Source organism: Luteibacter sp. 22Crub2.1, from assembly GCF_900167995.1.
GTDB classification, from domain to species: domain Bacteria; phylum Pseudomonadota; class Gammaproteobacteria; order Xanthomonadales; family Rhodanobacteraceae; genus Luteibacter; species Luteibacter mycovicinus.
On sequence record NZ_FUYT01000023.1, the window covers coordinates 26,320 to 44,357 of the forward strand.

An 18,038-nucleotide genomic window follows, 5' to 3' on the forward strand; every position below is an offset into this window, starting at 1 on the left:
AGCGTGCGCACATTCGGCATGGCCCATCAAGCGCGCGGCCGCTCGGCCGTTACATCAGGCGACCCTCCGGCTGGACATCATGTGAAACGCCATCGCGTATCGGGCATCGCCCTGCTTTCTCTGCTACTGCTCGCCGGCTGCGGGAGCAACGACCTCCATCTTGCCGGCAAGGGCGCCGATCCGGCGGACATCACGTTGTCCGGCAAACGCGGAACGGTCACCTGGCAGTGGGGACCGAAGTCGTTTGCGGAAGCCGTCACGGCGATCAGCCGAACGACCACGCATGGGCCCACGGGTGTGTCCGGCACCGTCGACCTGACGCTTGCGGGTGGCAAACACGTTTTCCTCGTCGGGGACCACAGCACCTTCGCCTGCCGGCATGGCTGCACGGAACTGCACATGCCGGCCCTGTGGGTCGTGGCCGAGGACTAGCTTCCCGCTCCGGCTCGGACACAAAAAAAGCCCCGGTTTTCACCGGGGCTTTAAAAATCTGGAGCGGGAAACGAGACTCGAACTCGCGACCCCGACCTTGGCAAGGTCGTGCTCTACCAACTGAGCTATTCCCGCATCGAGCCGGCAATTCTATGGAAGATGCCGGGGCATTGCAAGCCCTTCTATCAGGAGACCCGGACGGACATCCACGATCCGGAAATCTTCTCCTGCAGCACTTCGACCGGGCGACCATGGCCGCTCAGCTCGCGAGCACGCGTGAACGCGAAATCGACCGCCGCGCCTTCGGAGCCGAACAACTCTTTCGCGGAGCCCGGGAGCAAGACCCACCACGAGCGGTGATTCATCGAAGGGTAGAAGACGTACACACGTATAGGCTTGACGTGCTCCGTCACCGGTCCTTTGTGCGCGGCATAGCTGGAACCGAGCATGGGTTACCTCCGTAATTCTTACGTGTCGCACATGAGGTGTTATGCGTATGTGACCCGCCGAACTTTCCTGCGCGCTCCCGGTCGAGAACTCATGCATGGCAAGGGAGCATCAGGTGAAGCCGATCGAATGGCGTCGCGTTTTCAGGAACGGACTCAGCCTGGGCCTGGTATTCGCCGGACACCTCATGCTGCTGCTCTGCCTGATTGCATATCGTGCTGAGCGCATCGAATCGAATGCGGTCACGGAAGACAAATCGTCTTCGGTCCTGCACGCGTCGCTGGATCTTCGGCGGGACTTTCCCGTCTCTCCGCCGAGCATGCACATCGCCGCTCCGCTACCCGTCAAGCGCACGTCGCGCCACGCGCCCGCGGTGCACGTGAACCGCGAAGACGCGCCAGCCCCTGCTGCTGAAACCGACCTGCCTGAGGAACACGAGATGGAAGCGGACGCGCGGTCGGGTACAAGCACGGACAGTCAGCCTTATGGCGATCCGGGCATCACGCATGCCTTGTCTTCCGACAGCACGAAACATGCGCCCGCCTTGCCCGGCTATGCGGACGGTTCCAAAGTACGCGGCGTCGATCTTGCGCCACCATCCAGCATCCGGAAGTCCATCGAACGTATCGGCGACTTCCTGACATGCAGCCAGATCCAGATGAAGCGGCAGACGGCCGGCTACGGATTGGATCGACGGTTGGCGCAGGCTTATGAGGCGAAGGGGTGCACGCTTTGAAGCGCTGACCGCTGATAGCGTGACGTGGTCGCACAAACGAACCGATGCCACGACTGACGAGCTTCACAGCGCAATTTCGGGTCGGCACAATGCGTTCGATATGCGACTATCAGACGAAAAAGTGCTCACCCTCGCGGACCTGGCGAACGACGCACTAGCCCTGAACAAGGCGGCCCTGGCTGGCGACTACGACGAGGCGCGCTTTCGCGCTCAGATGATTACCGAGAAGGCCATGACAGCGGGTTACGACGCGCTTGCGTCGGCGGCGGCCACGGCGCACCGAAGCCTGGGCGCGGTGGGTACTACGCCGGAAATCGGCTTCGGCCACGGCATTCTCAATATCGCGGAGCAGATCGGCGTTCTGGTCGAAAGGCAATCCACCAGCCGCCTGCCGTGACGTTTACGGCCGGATGCACTGACGTCGCTGCGACGTGCGAAACCCTTGGGTATCCCTGGTGCCCGGAGTCGGACTCGAACCGACATACCCTTGCGGATGAGGGATTTTAAGTCCCTTGCGTCTACCGATTTCGCCATCCGGGCGTCACAAAGAAAAAAGGCGCAACCGCGTTAACGGATGCGCCCTGGAATGCGATGGAGGCCGAGGTCGGAATCGAACCGGCGTACGCGGATTTGCAGTCCGCTGCATGACCACTCTGCCACCCGGCCATCGCTTGCGCAGCGCGAAGAGTATCGCGTGGCGCTTAAAAAACAAAACCTCGGGTGACCGAGGCTTCGTAAAATCTTTGGAGCGGGAAACGAGACTCGAACTCGCGACCCCGACCTTGGCAAGGTCGTGCTCTACCAACTGAGCTATTCCCGCGTCGTTGTCCGGCTATTCTAAATCACGACGGCAATGTGTCAACCACCTTGCACGGGTTTTTTTTCACTTTCGTTCTCATCCTCCGCATCGCCGCGCAGCGCGGGCCATGCGGCGCGGAGGTAGTCCAGTCCCGACCAGATGGTCAGGATGCCCGCGATGACCAGCAGGGCCTCGCCGATGTGGTACAGGCGCAGGGTTTCGGCGTCGTGCTGCAGAAGAAGGACGACGAGGGCGACCATCTGCATGGCGGTCTTCAGCTTGCCCAGGAAGGCGACCTTCACCCGTGAGCGCGCACCGATTTCGGCCATCCACTCGCGCAAGGCCGATACGCTGATCTCACGCCCCACGATCACCGACGCCGTGACCGCGAGGAGGATGCCCTGCCAGCCGCCGGGGTGCGACTGCACCAGGAGGAACAGCGTCACCGCCACCATCAGCTTGTCCGCGACCGGATCGAGGAAGGCGCCGAAGGCCGAGGTCAGATTCATGCGACGTGCCAGATAGCCGTCGAGCCAGTCGGTGAAACCGGCCAGGACGAAAACCAGCGCAGCGGTCAGGCTCGCCCCGCGAAACGGCAGGTAGAAGACGACAACCATCACCGGCAACAGCAGCACGCGGAAGAGGGTCAGCCAGGTCGGGAGGTTGATGCGCATAGGTCAGCCAGTACGGGAGAGGTCGGTGCGAGCCGACATCTCCATTCGATCAGGGATGCAGCATGGCATAGATGCGTTCGGCGAGCCCGCGATCAATGCCCTTTACGCTCATCAGTTCTTCGACGCCTGCCGCTTCCACGCCGGCGAGCCCGCCGAAAGCCTTCAGCAGCGCCGCGCGACGACGTGCGCCGACACCGGCCACGTCTTCCAGCGTACTGCGTTCGCGGGCCGCCTCACGCCGGCGGCGATGCCCGCTGATCGCAAAACGGTGCGCTTCGTCACGAACCGCGGCAACCAGGTGCAGTGCGGGCGACGACGTGCCGGGATGCAGGGTCTTCCCACTTTCCGCGAGAACCAGCGTTTCTTCGCCCGCGCGGCGACCCGGCCCCTTGGCCACGCCCACGACGCGAATGCCTTCCACGCCCAGCTCGCGAAGGACGTCGACCGCCTGCGCCACCTGCCCCGTGCCACCGTCGATCAGCAGGATGTCAGGCCTGACGCCGCCTTCGACGACCTTCTTGAACCGGCGCGTCAGCGCCTGGTGCATGGCGGCGTAATCGTCGCCCGGGGTGATGCCTGCGATATTGAAACGACGGTAATGGGATTTTTCGGGACCTTCGGGGCCGAAGACCACGCACGAGGCCACGGTAGCCTCGCCCATCGTATGGCTGATATCGAAGCACTCGATGCGACGCGGCATCACGTCCAGCGCCAACACCTTCTGAAGATCGTCGAAGCGCGCCAGCAGGGTGTGCCGACTGGCGAGCCGCGACGTCAGCGCGGCGCCCGCGTTACGCTGGGCCATTTCCAGGAAGCGCGCACGCTCACCGCGCACGCTCGGCTTCAGCGAAACCGTGTAACCCGCATGCTCGGAGAGGACGGACGCGAGCACGTCGATGTCCTCGACGGTGTCGCTGAGAATCAGCTCACGCGGCACCTGCCGCTCGAGGTAGTACTGCGCGATGAACTGCGCGAGGACGTCGCCCAGCGACGCATCGGTGCCCAGTCGCGGGAAGAAATCGCGCGATCCCAGGCTGACGCCATTACGGAAGAACAGCACGCTGACACAGGCCATGCCGCCCTCCATGCTGCAGGCGATCACATCCATATCGGCGCTCGCGCCTTGCACGAAGTGCTGTGCCTGAAGGCGGCGGAGGGCCGCGACCTGATCGCGTAGCGTCGCCGCGCGCTCGAAGTTGAGCGACTGGCTGGCGGTTTCCATGGCCACGGCCAGTTCATCGATCACGGCACTGCTGCGACCTTCGAGGAACATCTCGGCGTGGCGCACGTCATTCGCGTAATCCGGCACGTCGATCAGGCGCACGCACGGCGCGCTGCAGCGGCCGATCTGATGCTGCAGACAGGGCCGGGAACGATTCCTGAAATAGCTGTCCTCGCACTGGCGCACCTTGAACAGCTTCTGCATGAGGCCGAGGCTCTCGCGCACGGCGAACGTGCTCGGATACGGCCCGAAATAACGGCCGGGGCCCGTCTTCGCGCCCCGATGGAAAGCCAGTCGCGGGTATTCGTCGGTGCTCGACAGGTAGATGTAGGGATAGCTCTTATCGTCGCGCAGGACGATGTTGTAGCGCGGCTTCAGCGACTTGATCAGCTGCGATTCGAGCAGCAGCGCCTCGCCCGCGGTGCGGGTCAGCGTTACTTCCGCGCGCGCGATCTGCGACACCATCGAGGCGATGCGCGGATCCATCGGCGGCTTGAGGAAATAGTTACTGGTCCGCTTTTTGAGATTGGCGGCCTTACCCACGTACAGCAGCTCGTCCTCCGCGTCGAAATAGCGGTAGACGCCAGGCGAGGTGGTGAGATGACGAACGAAGGCCTTGCCGTCGAACGGATGCGACTCGGTTTGCTCCATACCGGTCATTTTACCGCGTCCGTGTACGCCGGACGCGAAAACGCCGGCATGGGATGAATCATGCCGGCGCCGGACCTTCCGTGGGAGCGTCGCCGTCCTTAGGGGGAGAGCTTGGCGACAGGGATAGGTTACGTCGCCGCCCTACGCGGCGCGCCCGGCGGAGGCCGACGCCGGGCCTAGGCAAGCGCCTCAGCCCAGCGTCAGCGATCCCTTACACGCCGGCGCGACGGGATCGATGCCGACGCAATACCAAGGCCTCGGCGGGCAGATCGCGCCGGCTCAGGCCTTCAGCTGCGCCGCCACCCAGCGCTCGGCCCGCTCCAGATCCTCCGCCGTATCGATCCCGGGCGGGAACGGCTCCGGCGTCGGCCGGACCGAGATGGCATAGCCGTGCTCCAGCGCCCGCAGCTGCTCCAGGGATTCGATCCGCTCCAGCGGCGTACGCGGCAGAGCCGCCAGACGGCGCAGGAAGCCCGCGCGGTAGGCGTAGATCCCGATGTGGCGCAGGAACGGGGCATTAGGCGGCAGGACGCCGCGGTCCTTCGCGAACTCGTCCCGGGCCCAGGGGGCGGGCGCCCGGGTGAAATACAGCGCCCGGCCGTTCCCGGCCCGGACCACCTTGACGATGTTCGGGTCGAAGAACTCCTCGGCGTGCTCGATCGGGGTCGCCAGGGTGGCCATCGGCGCGTCGTCCCCGGCCAGGGTGGCCACCACGGCACGGATGCCCGCGGCGGGCGCGAACGGCTCGTCACCCTGCAGGTTCACCACGATGGTGTCTTCCGGCCAGCCGAAATGGCTGACCGTCTCCGCGATGCGGTCGCTGCCGGACGCGTGGTCGTCCCGCGTCATGCAGACCAGGATGTCGCCACAACCGCGCAACTCCTTCGCCACGCGCTCGTCGTCGGTGGCCACCACGACCTGGGCGGCACCCGCCTGCCCTGCCCGCGCCGCCACCCGACGAATCATGGACTCGCCGGCGATCTTGAGCAGGGGCTTGCCCGGCAGGCGGGTCGACCCGTAACGTGCGGGTACGACGACGACGAACGGGGGAATCTTCTCGGCCATGAGGGCTTCCGGTCTCGGGGAAACAGAAGCGTACCCCCTATGACCGTACGGCGGAATCAGACGACCGAGAGATTGAAGCCCAGACCGTTGGCCAGCTCCATGAACCCCGGGAATGACGTGGCGACATTCGTACAGTCGCCGATCGAGATCGGCGCGGAAGCGACGAGGCCGGCGATGGCGAAACTCATCGCGATGCGGTGGTCGCCGTGGCTGTCGACGTTGCCGCCACCGATCGTGCCACCACGGATCATCGCGCCGTCCGGCAGTTCGTCGATCAGCACGCCACAGGCCTTCAGGCCGTTGGCCATGCTGGCGATGCGGTCGGACTCCTTGACCCGGAGTTCGGCCGCGCCACGGATCGTGGTCATGCCCTCGGCGACCGCCGCCGCGACGAACAAGGCCGGGAACTCGTCGATCATGTCGGGCACGATATCGAGGGGCAGTGCCACCCCGTGAAGCTTCCGATAGCGCACGACGAGGTCGCCAATGTCTTCACCGCCGCTGCTGCGCTCGTTCTCGACCGCGATGTCCGCACCCATGAGTTCGAGCGCCGCCAGCAGGCCGGTACGACGTGGATTGAGGCCCACACCCTTGATCCGTACATGCGAACCCGGCACCACGCAGGCGGCGACGATGAAGAACGCCGCCGAGGAGAAGTCGGCCGGGACGTCCACATCGACCGCGGTCAGGCGGTGACCGCCTTCGAGCTTCGCCTTGCCCGGCGAATACTCGATGGGCCAGCCGAACGCCTTGAGCATGCTCTCGGTGTAGTCGCGGGTCGGATGCGGCTCGATAACCTCCGTCGTGCCTTCGGCGTACAGGCCGGCCAGCAACAACGCCGACTTGATCTGGGCGCTCGCCACGGGCGGCCGGTAGCTGATGCCCCGGAGCTTCGCGCCGGCATGGATGCGTAGCGGCGGTTTGCCGTCCTCGGTGTCGATGGTCGCGCCCATCAGAGCGAGCGGATCCGTTACGCGACGCATCGGCCGGCGCGACAGCGATTCATCGCCGACCAGCGTGCTGCCGAACGCCTGACCTGCAAGCAGGCCGGCAAGGAGGCGCATTCCGGTGCCTGCGTTTCCGCAATCCAGGTCCTCCGTCGTACCGCGCAGGCCATGCAGGCCCACGCCGTGCACGACACGCTCGCCCGGTGCCGGCGTGTCGAAGCGCACGCCGAGCTTGCCGAGGATCGCCGCCGTGGCGCGAGTGTCCTCACCTTCGAGGAAGCCACGGATATGGGTCACACCTTCAGCCAGGGCGCCGAACATCAAAGCGCGATGGGATACGGATTTGTCACCGGGTACGACGATATCGCCGTGCAGAGCGGTGCCTGCGCGGCTTTGCCAGTCCATGCGGCTCATGGCAGATTCTCCAGAAGACGTTGTAGTTCAGCGCGGCTGCCGATGCTGATGCGTACCGTGTCGGGCAGGCGATAGCCACCCATGGGGCGCACGATGACGGCGCGCTCGAAGAGGTGCGCCTCGAACGAGGCGGCGTCGCGACCGAGATCGACGAGCAGGAAGTTGGTCTGCGATGGGAGCACGCGCATGCCGCGCGCCGTGAGCTCCCCGGTCAGCCACGCGCGGTCGCGACGATTGACCTCGCGCACGCGGGCGCGATGCTCGTGATCGCCCAGCGCCGCTTCGGCCGCGGCGAGCGCCACGACATTCACGTTGAAGGACTCACGCAGGCGTTCGCACACCGCGGCCACGGACGGATGACTCAACATGTAGCCGATACGCAGCCCGGCCAGACCATGCGCCTTGGAGAAGGTGCGCGTCACGACCAGATTCGGGAAGCGACCCAGCAGGTGCAGCGCCGTGCTGAGGCCCGCCGCGTCGACGTACTCGTGGTAGGCCTCGTCGACCACTACGATCGTTTCGTCTGGCACGCGTTCGAGAAAGGCTTCGAGCGCGGCGTCGGTGAACCAGGTGCCAGTCGGGTTGTTCGGGTTGGCCAGATAGATCAGCCGCGTCGTCGGCGTGACCGCCGCGGCGATGGCATCGAGGTCATGACCGTACGGCGCGTCCGGATGATCGGCCGGCAACGCCGGCACGGCGATACCCGGCGCACCGGCGGCGGCGGCCGCTATGGGAAACACCGCGAAGCCGTACTGCGAGAACACCACCGGGTGATCCGCATCGGCGAAGCACTGCGCCAGCAACATCAGCAGTTCATGCGAACCGTTGCCCAGGGTGATGCCGGCCAGCGGGACGCCCAGTTCCGACGAGAGGCGCTCTTTGAGCGACTTGCCGCTGGGATCGGGATAGCGCCACATCTCCTCGAGCACGCGCGTCGCCGCCTGTGTGGCGAGGCGGCTCGGGCCGAGCGGATTCTCGTTGGAGCCGAGCTCGGAAATCACCGCACCGAAACGACGGCGCAGCGCGGGCAGGTCATGACCGGGATCGTAGGCACGCAGCGCCGACGTCGCCCGGTTGGCGAGCGCCGCCGCGTCGAACACGCCGGTCACGGCAAGGCGACCGGGTAGGAACCGAGCACGCGCACGTCGGCAGCCGCGGGCTTCATTTCCTCGAGGGCGGCCTTCATCGACTCGTCCTCGACATGGCCGGAGACGTCGATGAAGAACGCGTACTGCCACTTGCCCGTGTGCGCCGGGCGCGACTCGATGCGGTTCATGCTGATGCCGTGCTGCGCCAGCGGGCTGAGCACGTCGTACAACGCGCCCGGCTTGTCACGCACGGAAACCAGCAGCGACGTGCGATCGTTACCCGACGGCGGGAAGATCGAACGACCGATGACGAGAAAGCGCGTCGTGTTGTCCGAGCGGTCCTCGATGGGGCCGGCCACGGTCTTCAGACCGTACACACGCCCGGCCGTCTCGCCAGCGATGGCCGCGGACTCCGGCGACAGCTTTGCCGTGCGGGCCGCCTCGGCGTTGCTCGACACCGCGATGCGCTCGGCGTTGGGCAGGTTGACGCGCAACCAGCCCTGGCACTGCTGCAACGACTGCGGATGCGAATAGATGCGCTTGACGTCCTTCAGCTCGCCCGTGAGCGAGAGCAGGTTCTGGTGAACGCGTAGTTCCACTTCGCCACAGATGGTCGCCTTGGACACGAGGAACATGTCCAGCGTCATCTGGATCATGCCCTGGCCGGAATTTTCGACGGGGACGACGCCGAAATCGGCATTGCCCGCGGCGACTTCCTGAAAGACTTCCTCGATGCTGCCCAGGGGCAGACCGTAGGCGGCGTGACCGAAATGCTTGCGCACGGCCTGCTCGCTGAAGGTGCCCTCGGGACCGAGAAAGCCGATCTTCAGCGGCTGCTGCTGCGAGAGGCAGGACGACATGATCTCGCGGAACAGACGGACCAGCTCGGCGTTGGGCAGCGGGCCATCGTTACGGTCGATCACGCCCCGCAGGACCTGGGCCTCCCGTTCGGGTCGGTAATACTCCACCGCCGCCTTCAACGGGCCTTTGGCCCGGCCGACCTGCTGTGCCCAACGGGCGCGCTCGCTGATGAGCGACTGCAGTTGCTGGTCGATGCTGTCGATGCGCGTACGCGCTTCGACGAGCGTGGCTTGCTTATCGGTGGGGGTCTTGCTCATGGACTTCCAGGCAGCTAAGTGGTTGCAAATGAAACGGTTATCACCGCAAACAGCATGCTGCAGTGCGGTGACTCCCGACTTTAACCGTGCCGCGCCATAAAGTCCCGCATGAAATTCACGAGGATATCGACAGCCTCCTGCGGCACCGCGTTGTACAGCGACGCGCGCATGCCACCGACGGCCTTGTGCCCCTTGAGCGCCAGCAGGCTGGCTGCCTCGGATTCGGCGAGGAAAGCCGCATCCAGCGCGCTGTCATGCAGAGTGAATGGCACATTCATGCGCGAGCGAGCGCTCACTTCGACCGGGCTTCGATAAAAGCCGCCGGAGCCGTCGATCGCGTCATACAGCGTCGACGCCTTGCGCGCATTGCGTTCGCCCATCGCGACGAGACCGCCCTGCTCTTCCAGCCATTCGAACGTGAGCCCGGCGAGATACCAGCCCCAGGTGTTCGGCGTGTTGAGCATGGAGTCGTTCGCTGCGTGCTCCGCGTAGCGAAAAATCTTGGCCATCGGACGGCCCGCGCGTGCCAGCAGGTCGTCCCGCACGATCATCACCACCAGCCCCGACGGCCCGATGTTTTTCTGCGCGCCAGCGTAGATCATTCCAAAGCGCGAGACGTCCACCGGCTCGCTGAGGATGTTCGATGACATGTCCGCCACCAGGGGAACACCACCGGCATCCGGCACGTCATGAAATTCGACCCCATGGATCGTCTCGTTTGGCGTGTAGTGCAGGTAGGCCGCTCCCGGATCGAGATCCCACGTGTCACGTGCAGGCAGCGCAAGATAATTCGCCGATTCCGACGTCGCTGCCACGCGTGCCGTGATGTACGGCGAAGCCTCACGTACGGCCTTCTCGCCCCAGTGCCCTGTAACGACATAGTCGGCCGACGCGCCCACGGGTGCCAGGTTCATCGGTATCTGCGCGAAATGCTGGGTCGCCCCACCCTGCAGGAAAAGCACCTTGTACCCAGCCGGCACGCTCATCAGCCGGCGAAGACGCGCTTCGGCATCCGCTGCGAGGGTCATGAAGGCCTTGCCGCGATGCGAGAGCTCCATGACCGATGCCCCGGAGCCGTTCCAGTCCAGCATCTCCGCTTGCGCCCGTCGCAACACCGCTTCGGGAAGCGCTGCCGGACCGGCACTGAAATTCCATGCTCGCGACATTGTGAGTCCACTCAGAAGGAAGGCTTCGATTATGCCGAAAAGTGCCCTCGATCGCGCCTGACTTTGCGTCAGGACATCAGCGAATTTCACGACGGCTGAATGCTTGAAGGACTGTAATCCAGACCGTAAGCGGTACAGGATGCCGCCCTCGACGCAAGGAAGCGACCATGCCGATCCATGCCATCCCGAGCACCGGGATCTCCGCGAGTGACCTGGCCTCGGGCCTTAGCCGGCTCGGATTCATCTCCTGCCTGGACGTCGTCCGCCAGGGACGACACGCCTTTCTCGAACACGCCCGAACGATCGACACGCCAGCGGACGCCGACACCCCGACCGACGCCGATGCGCTCTACGACGCCGCACTGAGCCGCGCCTCATCGCTGGCCCAGTGGCATAACCGCCTCATTGCCCGCCAGTCCCCGACCACTCGCGCCCTCCGCAAGCTGGACGCGGGGGACGCGAGACAGCGAACCGTCGCAACCATCGGCGATGGCACGCAATACGACGACTGGTTCGCACGCGCCGGGAATTACGCCGCCACGGACTCCGTGGCCAGCCTGTTCTCGCCTGCGAGTTACCTCGTCGACCTCTATCGGCAGGCGAAAAAGCTGCACCTTGTGAGCAGCGTGTTTCACATCGACAAACGCCGACCGGATCTGGCGACGTTCGTACTCAGCCAGGCCAATATGGATGACGAGGTACCCAACCTGACCCTGGTCAATGAGATCCTCGCGACCGCCGTCGACGCCAAATGGAATCTCAAGGAAGAAAAGTCCCCGCCCTTCGAGCTTCCGTACGATGCCGACGCCGATCTCGTCGACGAGTGGATCCGAGCCCTCGGAACCACGGAGGCATTCATACTGGATGCTTTGTTCGATGATGTTGCCGACGCATTTGAACCGGCGGTGTCTTACAACGACAGCGCGCCCTGGCGCGCAACGCCGGAACTTTGCCGGGCGACGCTGCGCTGGGCCCCCGCGCGTATGGCAACCCTGGCCAAGGGCGCGACGCCCTGGCGAACGCCGACTCCCGAAAGGGTGACCGACCTGACGCGACAGACCGGGTTATCTGTCGGGCAAGTGCACGATCTCCTGGCGGTCGAGCCAGCGTTCGGACCCGACGGGTTGCGCACGAACCCGAAAACCTACGGCGCCTATTTCATCCACGATGGCAACAACCCCCTCCCGCCCGCCGCGTTCGAAATCGTGCATGACAAACCCGGCGACCCTGGCAAGATCGTCAACGGAGGCAGTGGCAACTGGGCCCGCATGCTCTGGTCGATCGCCATCCAGCGATCTCTCGGCATATCCTTCGAAGACATCGACTGGATAGGTCGACAAATCGATTATGACGTCACCGACCTCCGTGCACATGCGAGGCTCTACACGGCCTTCAGCCAGATTCGCGATCTCCACGGCCTTTCGGCAAACGCATTCGCCGGACTCGTCGGCGACCTGAACAGTTACGGTCGTCCGAGAGAAGCGTCGTTCCTGTGCACCGTCTATTCGCCTGCCATCCTTCCCATGCTCGGCAAGAAATACGATTTCCTGGCAAGTGCCGGCTTGGCAGAGAACACCCCCATGAAGTGCATTTGCGAGGCACTGGGCATGCTCCCGGACCAGGTCGAACGTTGCATACGAGAGGGCTTTGCGACGACCAGACAGGTCGAAGTCAATGTGCACCTGCTCAGTGGTCTCTACCGCGTCTCCCTTATCGCCAGGCTCGTCGGCCTGACCATGGGTGAAACCCTGGCGTTGTGGGCACAGATGGAAACGACTCTCGTCCAGCAGCTCTTCGAAACACGCGCATCCAATCTCGCGGAACGATCCATTCGCATCCTCAAATGCACTTACACCGTCGCCTGCTGGCTTCGCGAACAAAAAATGGACGTGGACACTCTCGTCCGCCTGACGGCGCGGACGCACGCGACGACCGCCGACGACAACATCCTGAAGTTTGTCGCCAATCTGCATCAGAGTGCACAGGAGGGAACCGACGCGGAAGGGCACGGTTTGAGTGACGCGCTAACGCAGGCCAGGATGATCTCGCAACTGTCCCGACACGTCGCCACGCATTTCGGCATGAAGGCCGAAGCGGCAGCAGCCATGCTCTCCTGGGTCGACGACGTGATCGAGGAAGCGGATCCGGAGCTGGCGGGATACGGTTCCGCGACGTTCTGGAAAGACGCATTCGCCAACCCGCAGACCAAGCATCCGCTGGGCCGCGACGACCTGCCTCCAAAGCTGGTCCAGTACGTGCGCGTGCTTACCCAGTTCGCCGAAGTCTGCTGCCGCTATGGCTTCGAGGAACAGGACATACGCCTCATCATCGCACCGAACGGATATAGCTCACCGATTTACAAGGGACAGACACCCGCACTGCGCCTGCCCACGCTTTTTCACCTGGCCTGGTACGCAGCATGGCGAGACGGCATTAAAGGGGATATCAGCCAGGCCAGACTGAAGCTCGTCGAGGCGGTACAGGCGAAGAAAGACGAATATGACGTCACCGAGTTCGCCATCCTGAACGCGTGGTCCGTGGACGATACGCAACACATCTTCACCGGCGTACTCAAGTCGAAAATAAGCACCGTGTCCGATATACGCTGTATTAAGGCGCGACTGGCTCAGTGCGACCTGCTGAGCATCGACCATCCGCAGCTAACCGTTTTCGAGTCGACGTTCGCGTTGATGGACTCAGCCGAGCCGACCTTCTCCGGTCGCGGCCAGCACGCGGCCATCGCGCGTGCCGCACTCAACCACGCGCCAGCCTCCGTGCAGCGCAGAGTCAGTGAGACCTGCGCCGAGCGTCTGCGCGACGCGCGGCTCGCCTGCTACATCCGACTGAACGACTGGGGCACACTGACCGGCCGCATCAACACGCCGGACGACCTCTACGAGTATCTCCTGCTCGATCCGCTCGTCACCGCGAAGCCCACCACTTCCCGGCTGGCCGAAGCGATCGCCAGCGTGCAGCTCTATATGCATCGCTGCAGGGAGGGCATGGAACCCGAAGTGATCGCATCGGCACTCGCCGAGCTGAAGCGGCCTGGAGGCTATTTTGACTACTGGGACGCCTATCACAAGCGCTACGGCACGTGGGCTGGCCTCCAGCGACTTCTCAGATACCCGGGCAGTTTTCTCGATCCCGCACTGCGATACCGAAAAACCGAAGCATTCAGCAAGCTGGAGAATTCGTTGGCTTCAGCCCGGCTGACCAAGGAGCACACCGAAACGGTGTTTCGCGAATTCGTCGCCGCGACGTGCGATCGTCTCGACATGCGGTACGACTCGGCGTTCCTCGTGGAGGACGGAAAAAATACTCACATATTCATGTTAGGTCACCTGGAACAGAACCCACGGCGGTACTTCTGGCAGCGCGTGGACAATCCCTACGTTTCGGCGTGGAAATGGTCTGACTGGCACGAAGTTACGTGTCAGCCGGGCAATAGGGAGCCGGTGAAACCCAGCATCTTCGTATATCGATCACGGCTTCACGTAGCGTGGTGGTGCGTCCGTCCCAGCAACGTGGCCAGCACGGATACGACACCCCTTTACGACGTAACCCTCATGATTGCCGTTCAGACGACGGATAGCGGATGGACGTCTTACACCTATGATGTGGCACAGGGAGCGAATTACACTTCCTTTACGGATGGGACCGTCAACGTCGGCGGAGATCACAGCTTCGGCATCGTAGCGGCCTTGTTCACGGGAGCGGTGATGAATCATTTTTTTGTCATTTCTCCCGACATGACGAAAAAACCCGAGGGCGAATGGCCTTCACATAATAATTTCTCACTCACCCTACGTGACGTCCCGGGGCGAATCCACGTACGGCAAACGCTTCATTACAGAGAGCTTGAAAATAGTAGGGACGACGACGGAGTCGTAGCAGACGACGAAGCCAATTCAACGAAAGTATCGAACTACTACGATGACTTTCCCCATGCCAGCCTTTTATTCGAGTATCCAGGAAAAGCTTCCGGCAAAGTGACGCTTGACCTGATCGATCTCTCTACCGTCATCGCCCATCGCTCGGTTTCCAGCCACCTCATTGCAGCGCTATCCCGGGGTATCGAGACGTTTCTGGCTTATCGTACTCAGCACGACATGCCGTCCGACTGGCCTGTCTGGCGTACGGGATATGGTTACTATTTGTGGGAGCTCTTCCTCCATGCCCCGCTACTCATCGCGAGCCGCCTGATCGACGAACAGGATTTCGACGAAGCCACTACCTGGCTAAGCCGGCTTTTTTCTTCGTCCGGGTATATTGGCACCGACGGTGCCCCGTTGCTCGACAGTGCCTACAAGCCGCTGTACTGGAATCCACTCCCGCTGCAAGACGACGTCAGCTGGGGTTCGACGGGGACGGAAAGCACCGATGACCCCGACATCATCGCGATGCTCGACCCCATGCACTACAAGCTGGCCATCTTCCAGCGCTGGCTGAAGCTCTACCTCGACCGCGGTGATCGCGCCTACCGGCAACAGACGCGCGATACGCTGACCGAAGCGAAGATGTGGTACGTGCAGGCGTCGCAACTGCTGGGTGAGCAGCCGTACTTTCACGTAGTGCCCGGATCGCTATGGCCCAACCCCTCGCTCTCGAAAGCGGCCACGTCGACCCTCGGCGCGCTGGATGTCCTCGAGGGCATGGTCGAACCCGGCGAGGAACTGCCCGCCGACCCGGGCCCTCGTGGCCAGATCGATCTCATCGACGGCGTGTTTCTCTCACCCCTGGACGACGACACCTTGCAGTGGTGGCCGCGCATCGCGATGCGCCTGCGTTATTTGCGTGCCGGTCTGTCACTCGACGGCCGACCGCTGGTCCTGCCTCTTTACGAAACACCGGTATCACCGCGCGAACTTCAGCAGCGGCGTCTCGCAGCCGGTGCGAATGGTGGTGACCTCGGGGGACCTGTCGCGACGATGCCGGTCTACCGATTCCTCTATGCCCTCGAACGCGCGCGCTCGATCGTTCGCGAGGTCATGCAGTTCGGCATGACCTTGCAGTCACTGATGGAACGAAAAGACGGCGATGCCATGGGCGCGTTGCGCGAGGACCAGGCGGTCGCTATCCAGGCGCTGATCAAAGACGACTACCTCGATCGTCAGCGGCAACTGCAGACGACCGAGCGAGGGCTGAAACAGAGCCGGGCTCGCGCCGAACAGCGACGGGACCACTATCAATCCCTGTTCGATCGCAACCTTCTGTCCGAGGAGACGGCGGCGCAGATCATTCGTTACGCATTGCCCCCGCTCTACCATCTGACGGCCGGCGCAGGCGCCGCCGCGGCATTCCTGGACACCGTACCGAATTCATACACCGCGGGAATGTCTTTCGGTGTCGGCGGCACCAAATGGTCGGCCATCGGCAACGCCGTCGTCCAGGGCATGCAGCTCGAAGCGGCCGGCATGGAGTCGGTGGCAGCCGGCCTTGAACAGAAAGCGGCCTACGCCGTACGCCGCGACGAATGGAACACGCAAAAAAAGCTGGCCGAAGGCGACATCGAACAAATCGATATCCAGTTGGAAATCAACGCCAGCGAACAGCGACAAGCCATCGATGCGAGCGAACTGCTCGACCTGCAATACGAGCATGCCAGGGCAACGCGCGACCTGCTCGCCACCCGTTTCAGTTCGCAGGAGCTGTTCGGCTGGCAGGCGAGCCGCGCCAGCACGCTGTATTACCAGTTGTACGACATGGCGCTTGGTCTGTGCGGTGAGGCGCAAAGTGCCTACACCTACGAAACGGGGCAGCCGGCGGGGTTCATCCTTCCCGGGGTCTGGGATGACCTGCATCAGGGCCTGCTGGCTGGAGAGGGATTGCTGCTTGGTCTGCAACGTATGGAACAGGCATTCCAGCAGCAGAACATCCGCCCACTGGAAGTGGAACGGACGGTATCCCTGGCGGCACTCGCCGACCAGCCACTGGCCGACCTGATCGCTGAGGTCATGGGGGCAGACGCGGGCGAGGGCATGAGCGTTCGCGCCAGTGGGGCGCTCAAGGTGGAGTACGGCGTGCAGGGACTCGATATCTCGTTCGCGCTCAAGGATGCAGGCATCGCGACGGATTACCCGACCTCGATGAACCTGGGCACCACACGGCGGATCAAGTCGATGGCACTGACCCTGCCCGCCCTCCTCGGCCCTTACGAGGATATCCGCGCACTGCTCAGCTATGGCGGCGCTTACGCCGGCGGCATGCCGCGTGGATGCCAGGCGGTGGCGATCTCGCGGGGGCTGGCCGACAGCGGGCAATTTGTCCTCGATTTCAGCGATGCGCGCTACCTTCCGTTCGAAGGCATCCCGGTCGACGACCCAGGCGAGATCCGCCTGAGTTTTCCCGACCCTGCCGACCGGCCGCAACGGGAGATGCTGCTGAGTATCACCGACGCCATCCTGCATGTGAGGTACACGATCCAGGAGGACGCTACGACACGACGGGTCAGAGCTTGACGAAGAGCACCAGCGCGATGCCGAGCGCGAGCAGCGCGGCGGTGAGGATCAGCCACCAGACGTCGCCGCGGGCGCCGCCGGATTCGTCGTTCGCCGCGTCGGCTTCGACCTCCGGCTCCGGCATGACGACGACAGGCTCTGCCGACCAGCCGGGGCCATCGACGACGAAGCGGTGTGCGGCCAGACCGATCTGGTCGCCGGGCTGCAACACGGCGCGGACGAGCTTGACGCCGTTGACGCGGACCGCATGCCGCGCGGGTACGCGGGACCCATCGAGAACCAGCTCACCGTCTTCCCACGCCAGCACGAGCAAGGCGGCGTCGTTGCCGGGCAACTCGAGCGGCAACGCCCCATGGGTGGCACCGAGTTCGAGCCGGTCGCCCACCGCGATCACGCGGCCGGACAACGGCCCCGCCACCGGGCGCAAGGCAACGGTGCACCGGGCGTCGGTCGGCTCGACGGTTTCGCGGGCATCGAGGTCGGCATCGTCCCGCAGCAACATGCGGCAGTCGCCAAGCGACAGGCTGTCGCCCGGACGCAGCAGCGCACGCTCGCGTACGGGACGGGCATTGACGTAGACACGGCCCGTCTCCGGGGCCACCTCGAGGACGAGGCCGCGGCGGTCGCGATGGATGGTGACGTGACGCGCGGCTACCTGGGTTTCGGACACGACCAGGTCGTTGTCCTCACCACGGCCGATCGTGAGCACGGGCCGTGACCAGTGGAAATCACCGCGAGCCGAGCTGACGAATTCGATGCGCATGGAGGAACCGGGACGTTGACGAAGCGACTTTAGCAGAGTGCGGTATCTGTTTGAA

At 63.8% G+C, this 18,038-nt stretch carries 13 protein-coding genes and 4 tRNA genes; 4 read left to right on the plus strand and 13 right to left on the minus strand.

All coding sequences use genetic code 11. The features are described from left to right. Positions 1–81 precede the first annotated feature (81 nt). On the plus strand, positions 82–432 hold the full coding sequence (locus B5X73_RS19335) for a hypothetical protein (protein ID WP_079522945.1): 351 nt from the start codon (positions 82–84) through the stop codon (positions 430–432). A 59-nt stretch (positions 433–491) separates the two neighbouring features. On the opposite strand, the gene B5X73_RS19340 is transcribed toward B5X73_RS19335, so the two are convergent. After that, positions 492–567: transfer RNA gene (locus tag B5X73_RS19340), tRNA-Gly, on the minus strand. 50 nt (positions 568–617) lie between these two features. After that, entirely contained in the window at positions 618–881 is a 264-nt protein-coding gene (locus B5X73_RS19345; protein ID WP_079522946.1) for a hypothetical protein, read from the minus strand. 185 nt (positions 882–1,066) lie between these two features. Here B5X73_RS19345 and B5X73_RS19350 point away from each other — a divergent pair, with 185 nt between their 5' ends. Beyond that, on the plus strand, positions 1,067–1,615 hold the full coding sequence (locus tag B5X73_RS19350; protein WP_139382854.1) for a hypothetical protein: 549 nt from the start codon (positions 1,067–1,069) through the stop codon (positions 1,613–1,615). 100 nt (positions 1,616–1,715) lie between these two features. Continuing rightward, positions 1,716–2,012 carry a hypothetical protein gene (locus B5X73_RS19355; RefSeq protein ID WP_079522948.1) on the plus strand — a complete coding sequence of 99 codons (297 nt, stop codon included), beginning with the start codon at positions 1,716–1,718 and terminating at the stop codon, positions 2,010–2,012. A gap of 56 nt (positions 2,013–2,068) precedes the next feature. On the opposite strand, the gene B5X73_RS19360 is transcribed toward B5X73_RS19355, so the two are convergent. From B5X73_RS19360 to serC, 10 genes are all read right to left on the minus strand, one after another. Next, a tRNA-Leu gene (locus B5X73_RS19360) sits at positions 2,069–2,155 on the minus strand. A 52-nt stretch (positions 2,156–2,207) separates the two neighbouring features. Then, positions 2,208–2,281: transfer RNA gene (locus tag B5X73_RS19365), tRNA-Cys, on the minus strand. A 78-nt stretch (positions 2,282–2,359) separates the two neighbouring features. Then, a tRNA-Gly gene (locus B5X73_RS19370) sits at positions 2,360–2,435 on the minus strand. A gap of 38 nt (positions 2,436–2,473) precedes the next feature. Then, positions 2,474–3,088 carry a CDP-diacylglycerol--glycerol-3-phosphate 3-phosphatidyltransferase gene (gene pgsA / locus B5X73_RS19375; RefSeq protein ID WP_079522949.1) on the minus strand — a complete coding sequence of 205 codons (615 nt, stop codon included), beginning with the start codon at positions 3,086–3,088 and terminating at the stop codon, positions 2,474–2,476. 49 nt (positions 3,089–3,137) lie between these two features. Further along, positions 3,138–4,961 carry an excinuclease ABC subunit UvrC gene (uvrC, locus tag B5X73_RS19380; RefSeq protein WP_079522967.1) on the minus strand — a complete coding sequence of 608 codons (1,824 nt, stop codon included), beginning with the start codon at positions 4,959–4,961 and terminating at the stop codon, positions 3,138–3,140. A gap of 279 nt (positions 4,962–5,240) precedes the next feature. Continuing rightward, complete coding sequence (gene kdsB, locus B5X73_RS19385) at positions 5,241–6,026, minus strand: 3-deoxy-manno-octulosonate cytidylyltransferase (protein ID WP_079522950.1); 786 nt, start codon at positions 6,024–6,026, stop codon at positions 5,241–5,243. 56 nt (positions 6,027–6,082) lie between these two features. Next, on the minus strand, positions 6,083–7,387 hold the full coding sequence (aroA, locus tag B5X73_RS19390; protein WP_079522951.1) for a 3-phosphoshikimate 1-carboxyvinyltransferase: 1,305 nt from the start codon (positions 7,385–7,387) through the stop codon (positions 6,083–6,085). Further along, the gene (gene hisC, locus B5X73_RS19395; RefSeq protein ID WP_079522952.1) at positions 7,384–8,496 is read right to left on the minus strand and encodes a histidinol-phosphate transaminase; all 1,113 of its coding nucleotides are present in this window, start codon (positions 8,494–8,496) and stop codon (positions 7,384–7,386) included. The genes aroA and hisC overlap by 4 nt, the downstream gene beginning before the upstream one ends. Continuing rightward, positions 8,493–9,593: a prephenate dehydratase gene (pheA, locus tag B5X73_RS19400; protein ID WP_079522953.1), complete on the minus strand. Its 1,101-nt coding sequence runs from the start codon at positions 9,591–9,593 to the stop codon at positions 8,493–8,495. Before pheA ends, hisC begins: the two co-directional genes overlap by 4 nt. A gap of 80 nt (positions 9,594–9,673) precedes the next feature. Next, complete coding sequence (gene serC, locus B5X73_RS19405) at positions 9,674–10,759, minus strand: 3-phosphoserine/phosphohydroxythreonine transaminase (protein ID WP_079522954.1); 1,086 nt, start codon at positions 10,757–10,759, stop codon at positions 9,674–9,676. 167 nt (positions 10,760–10,926) lie between these two features. Here serC and B5X73_RS19410 point away from each other — a divergent pair, with 167 nt between their 5' ends. Beyond that, positions 10,927–17,220 carry a Tc toxin subunit A-related protein gene (locus B5X73_RS19410; protein ID WP_079522955.1) on the plus strand — a complete coding sequence of 2,098 codons (6,294 nt, stop codon included), beginning with the start codon at positions 10,927–10,929 and terminating at the stop codon, positions 17,218–17,220. Here B5X73_RS19410 and B5X73_RS19415 read toward each other — a convergent pair. Continuing rightward, positions 17,210–17,983 (minus strand): FHA domain-containing protein, encoded by a 774-nt coding sequence (locus B5X73_RS19415; protein ID WP_079522956.1) that lies wholly within the window; start codon positions 17,981–17,983, stop codon positions 17,210–17,212. The two genes, B5X73_RS19410 and B5X73_RS19415, sit on opposite strands and share 11 nt — an antisense overlap. Positions 17,984–18,038 lie beyond the last annotated feature (55 nt).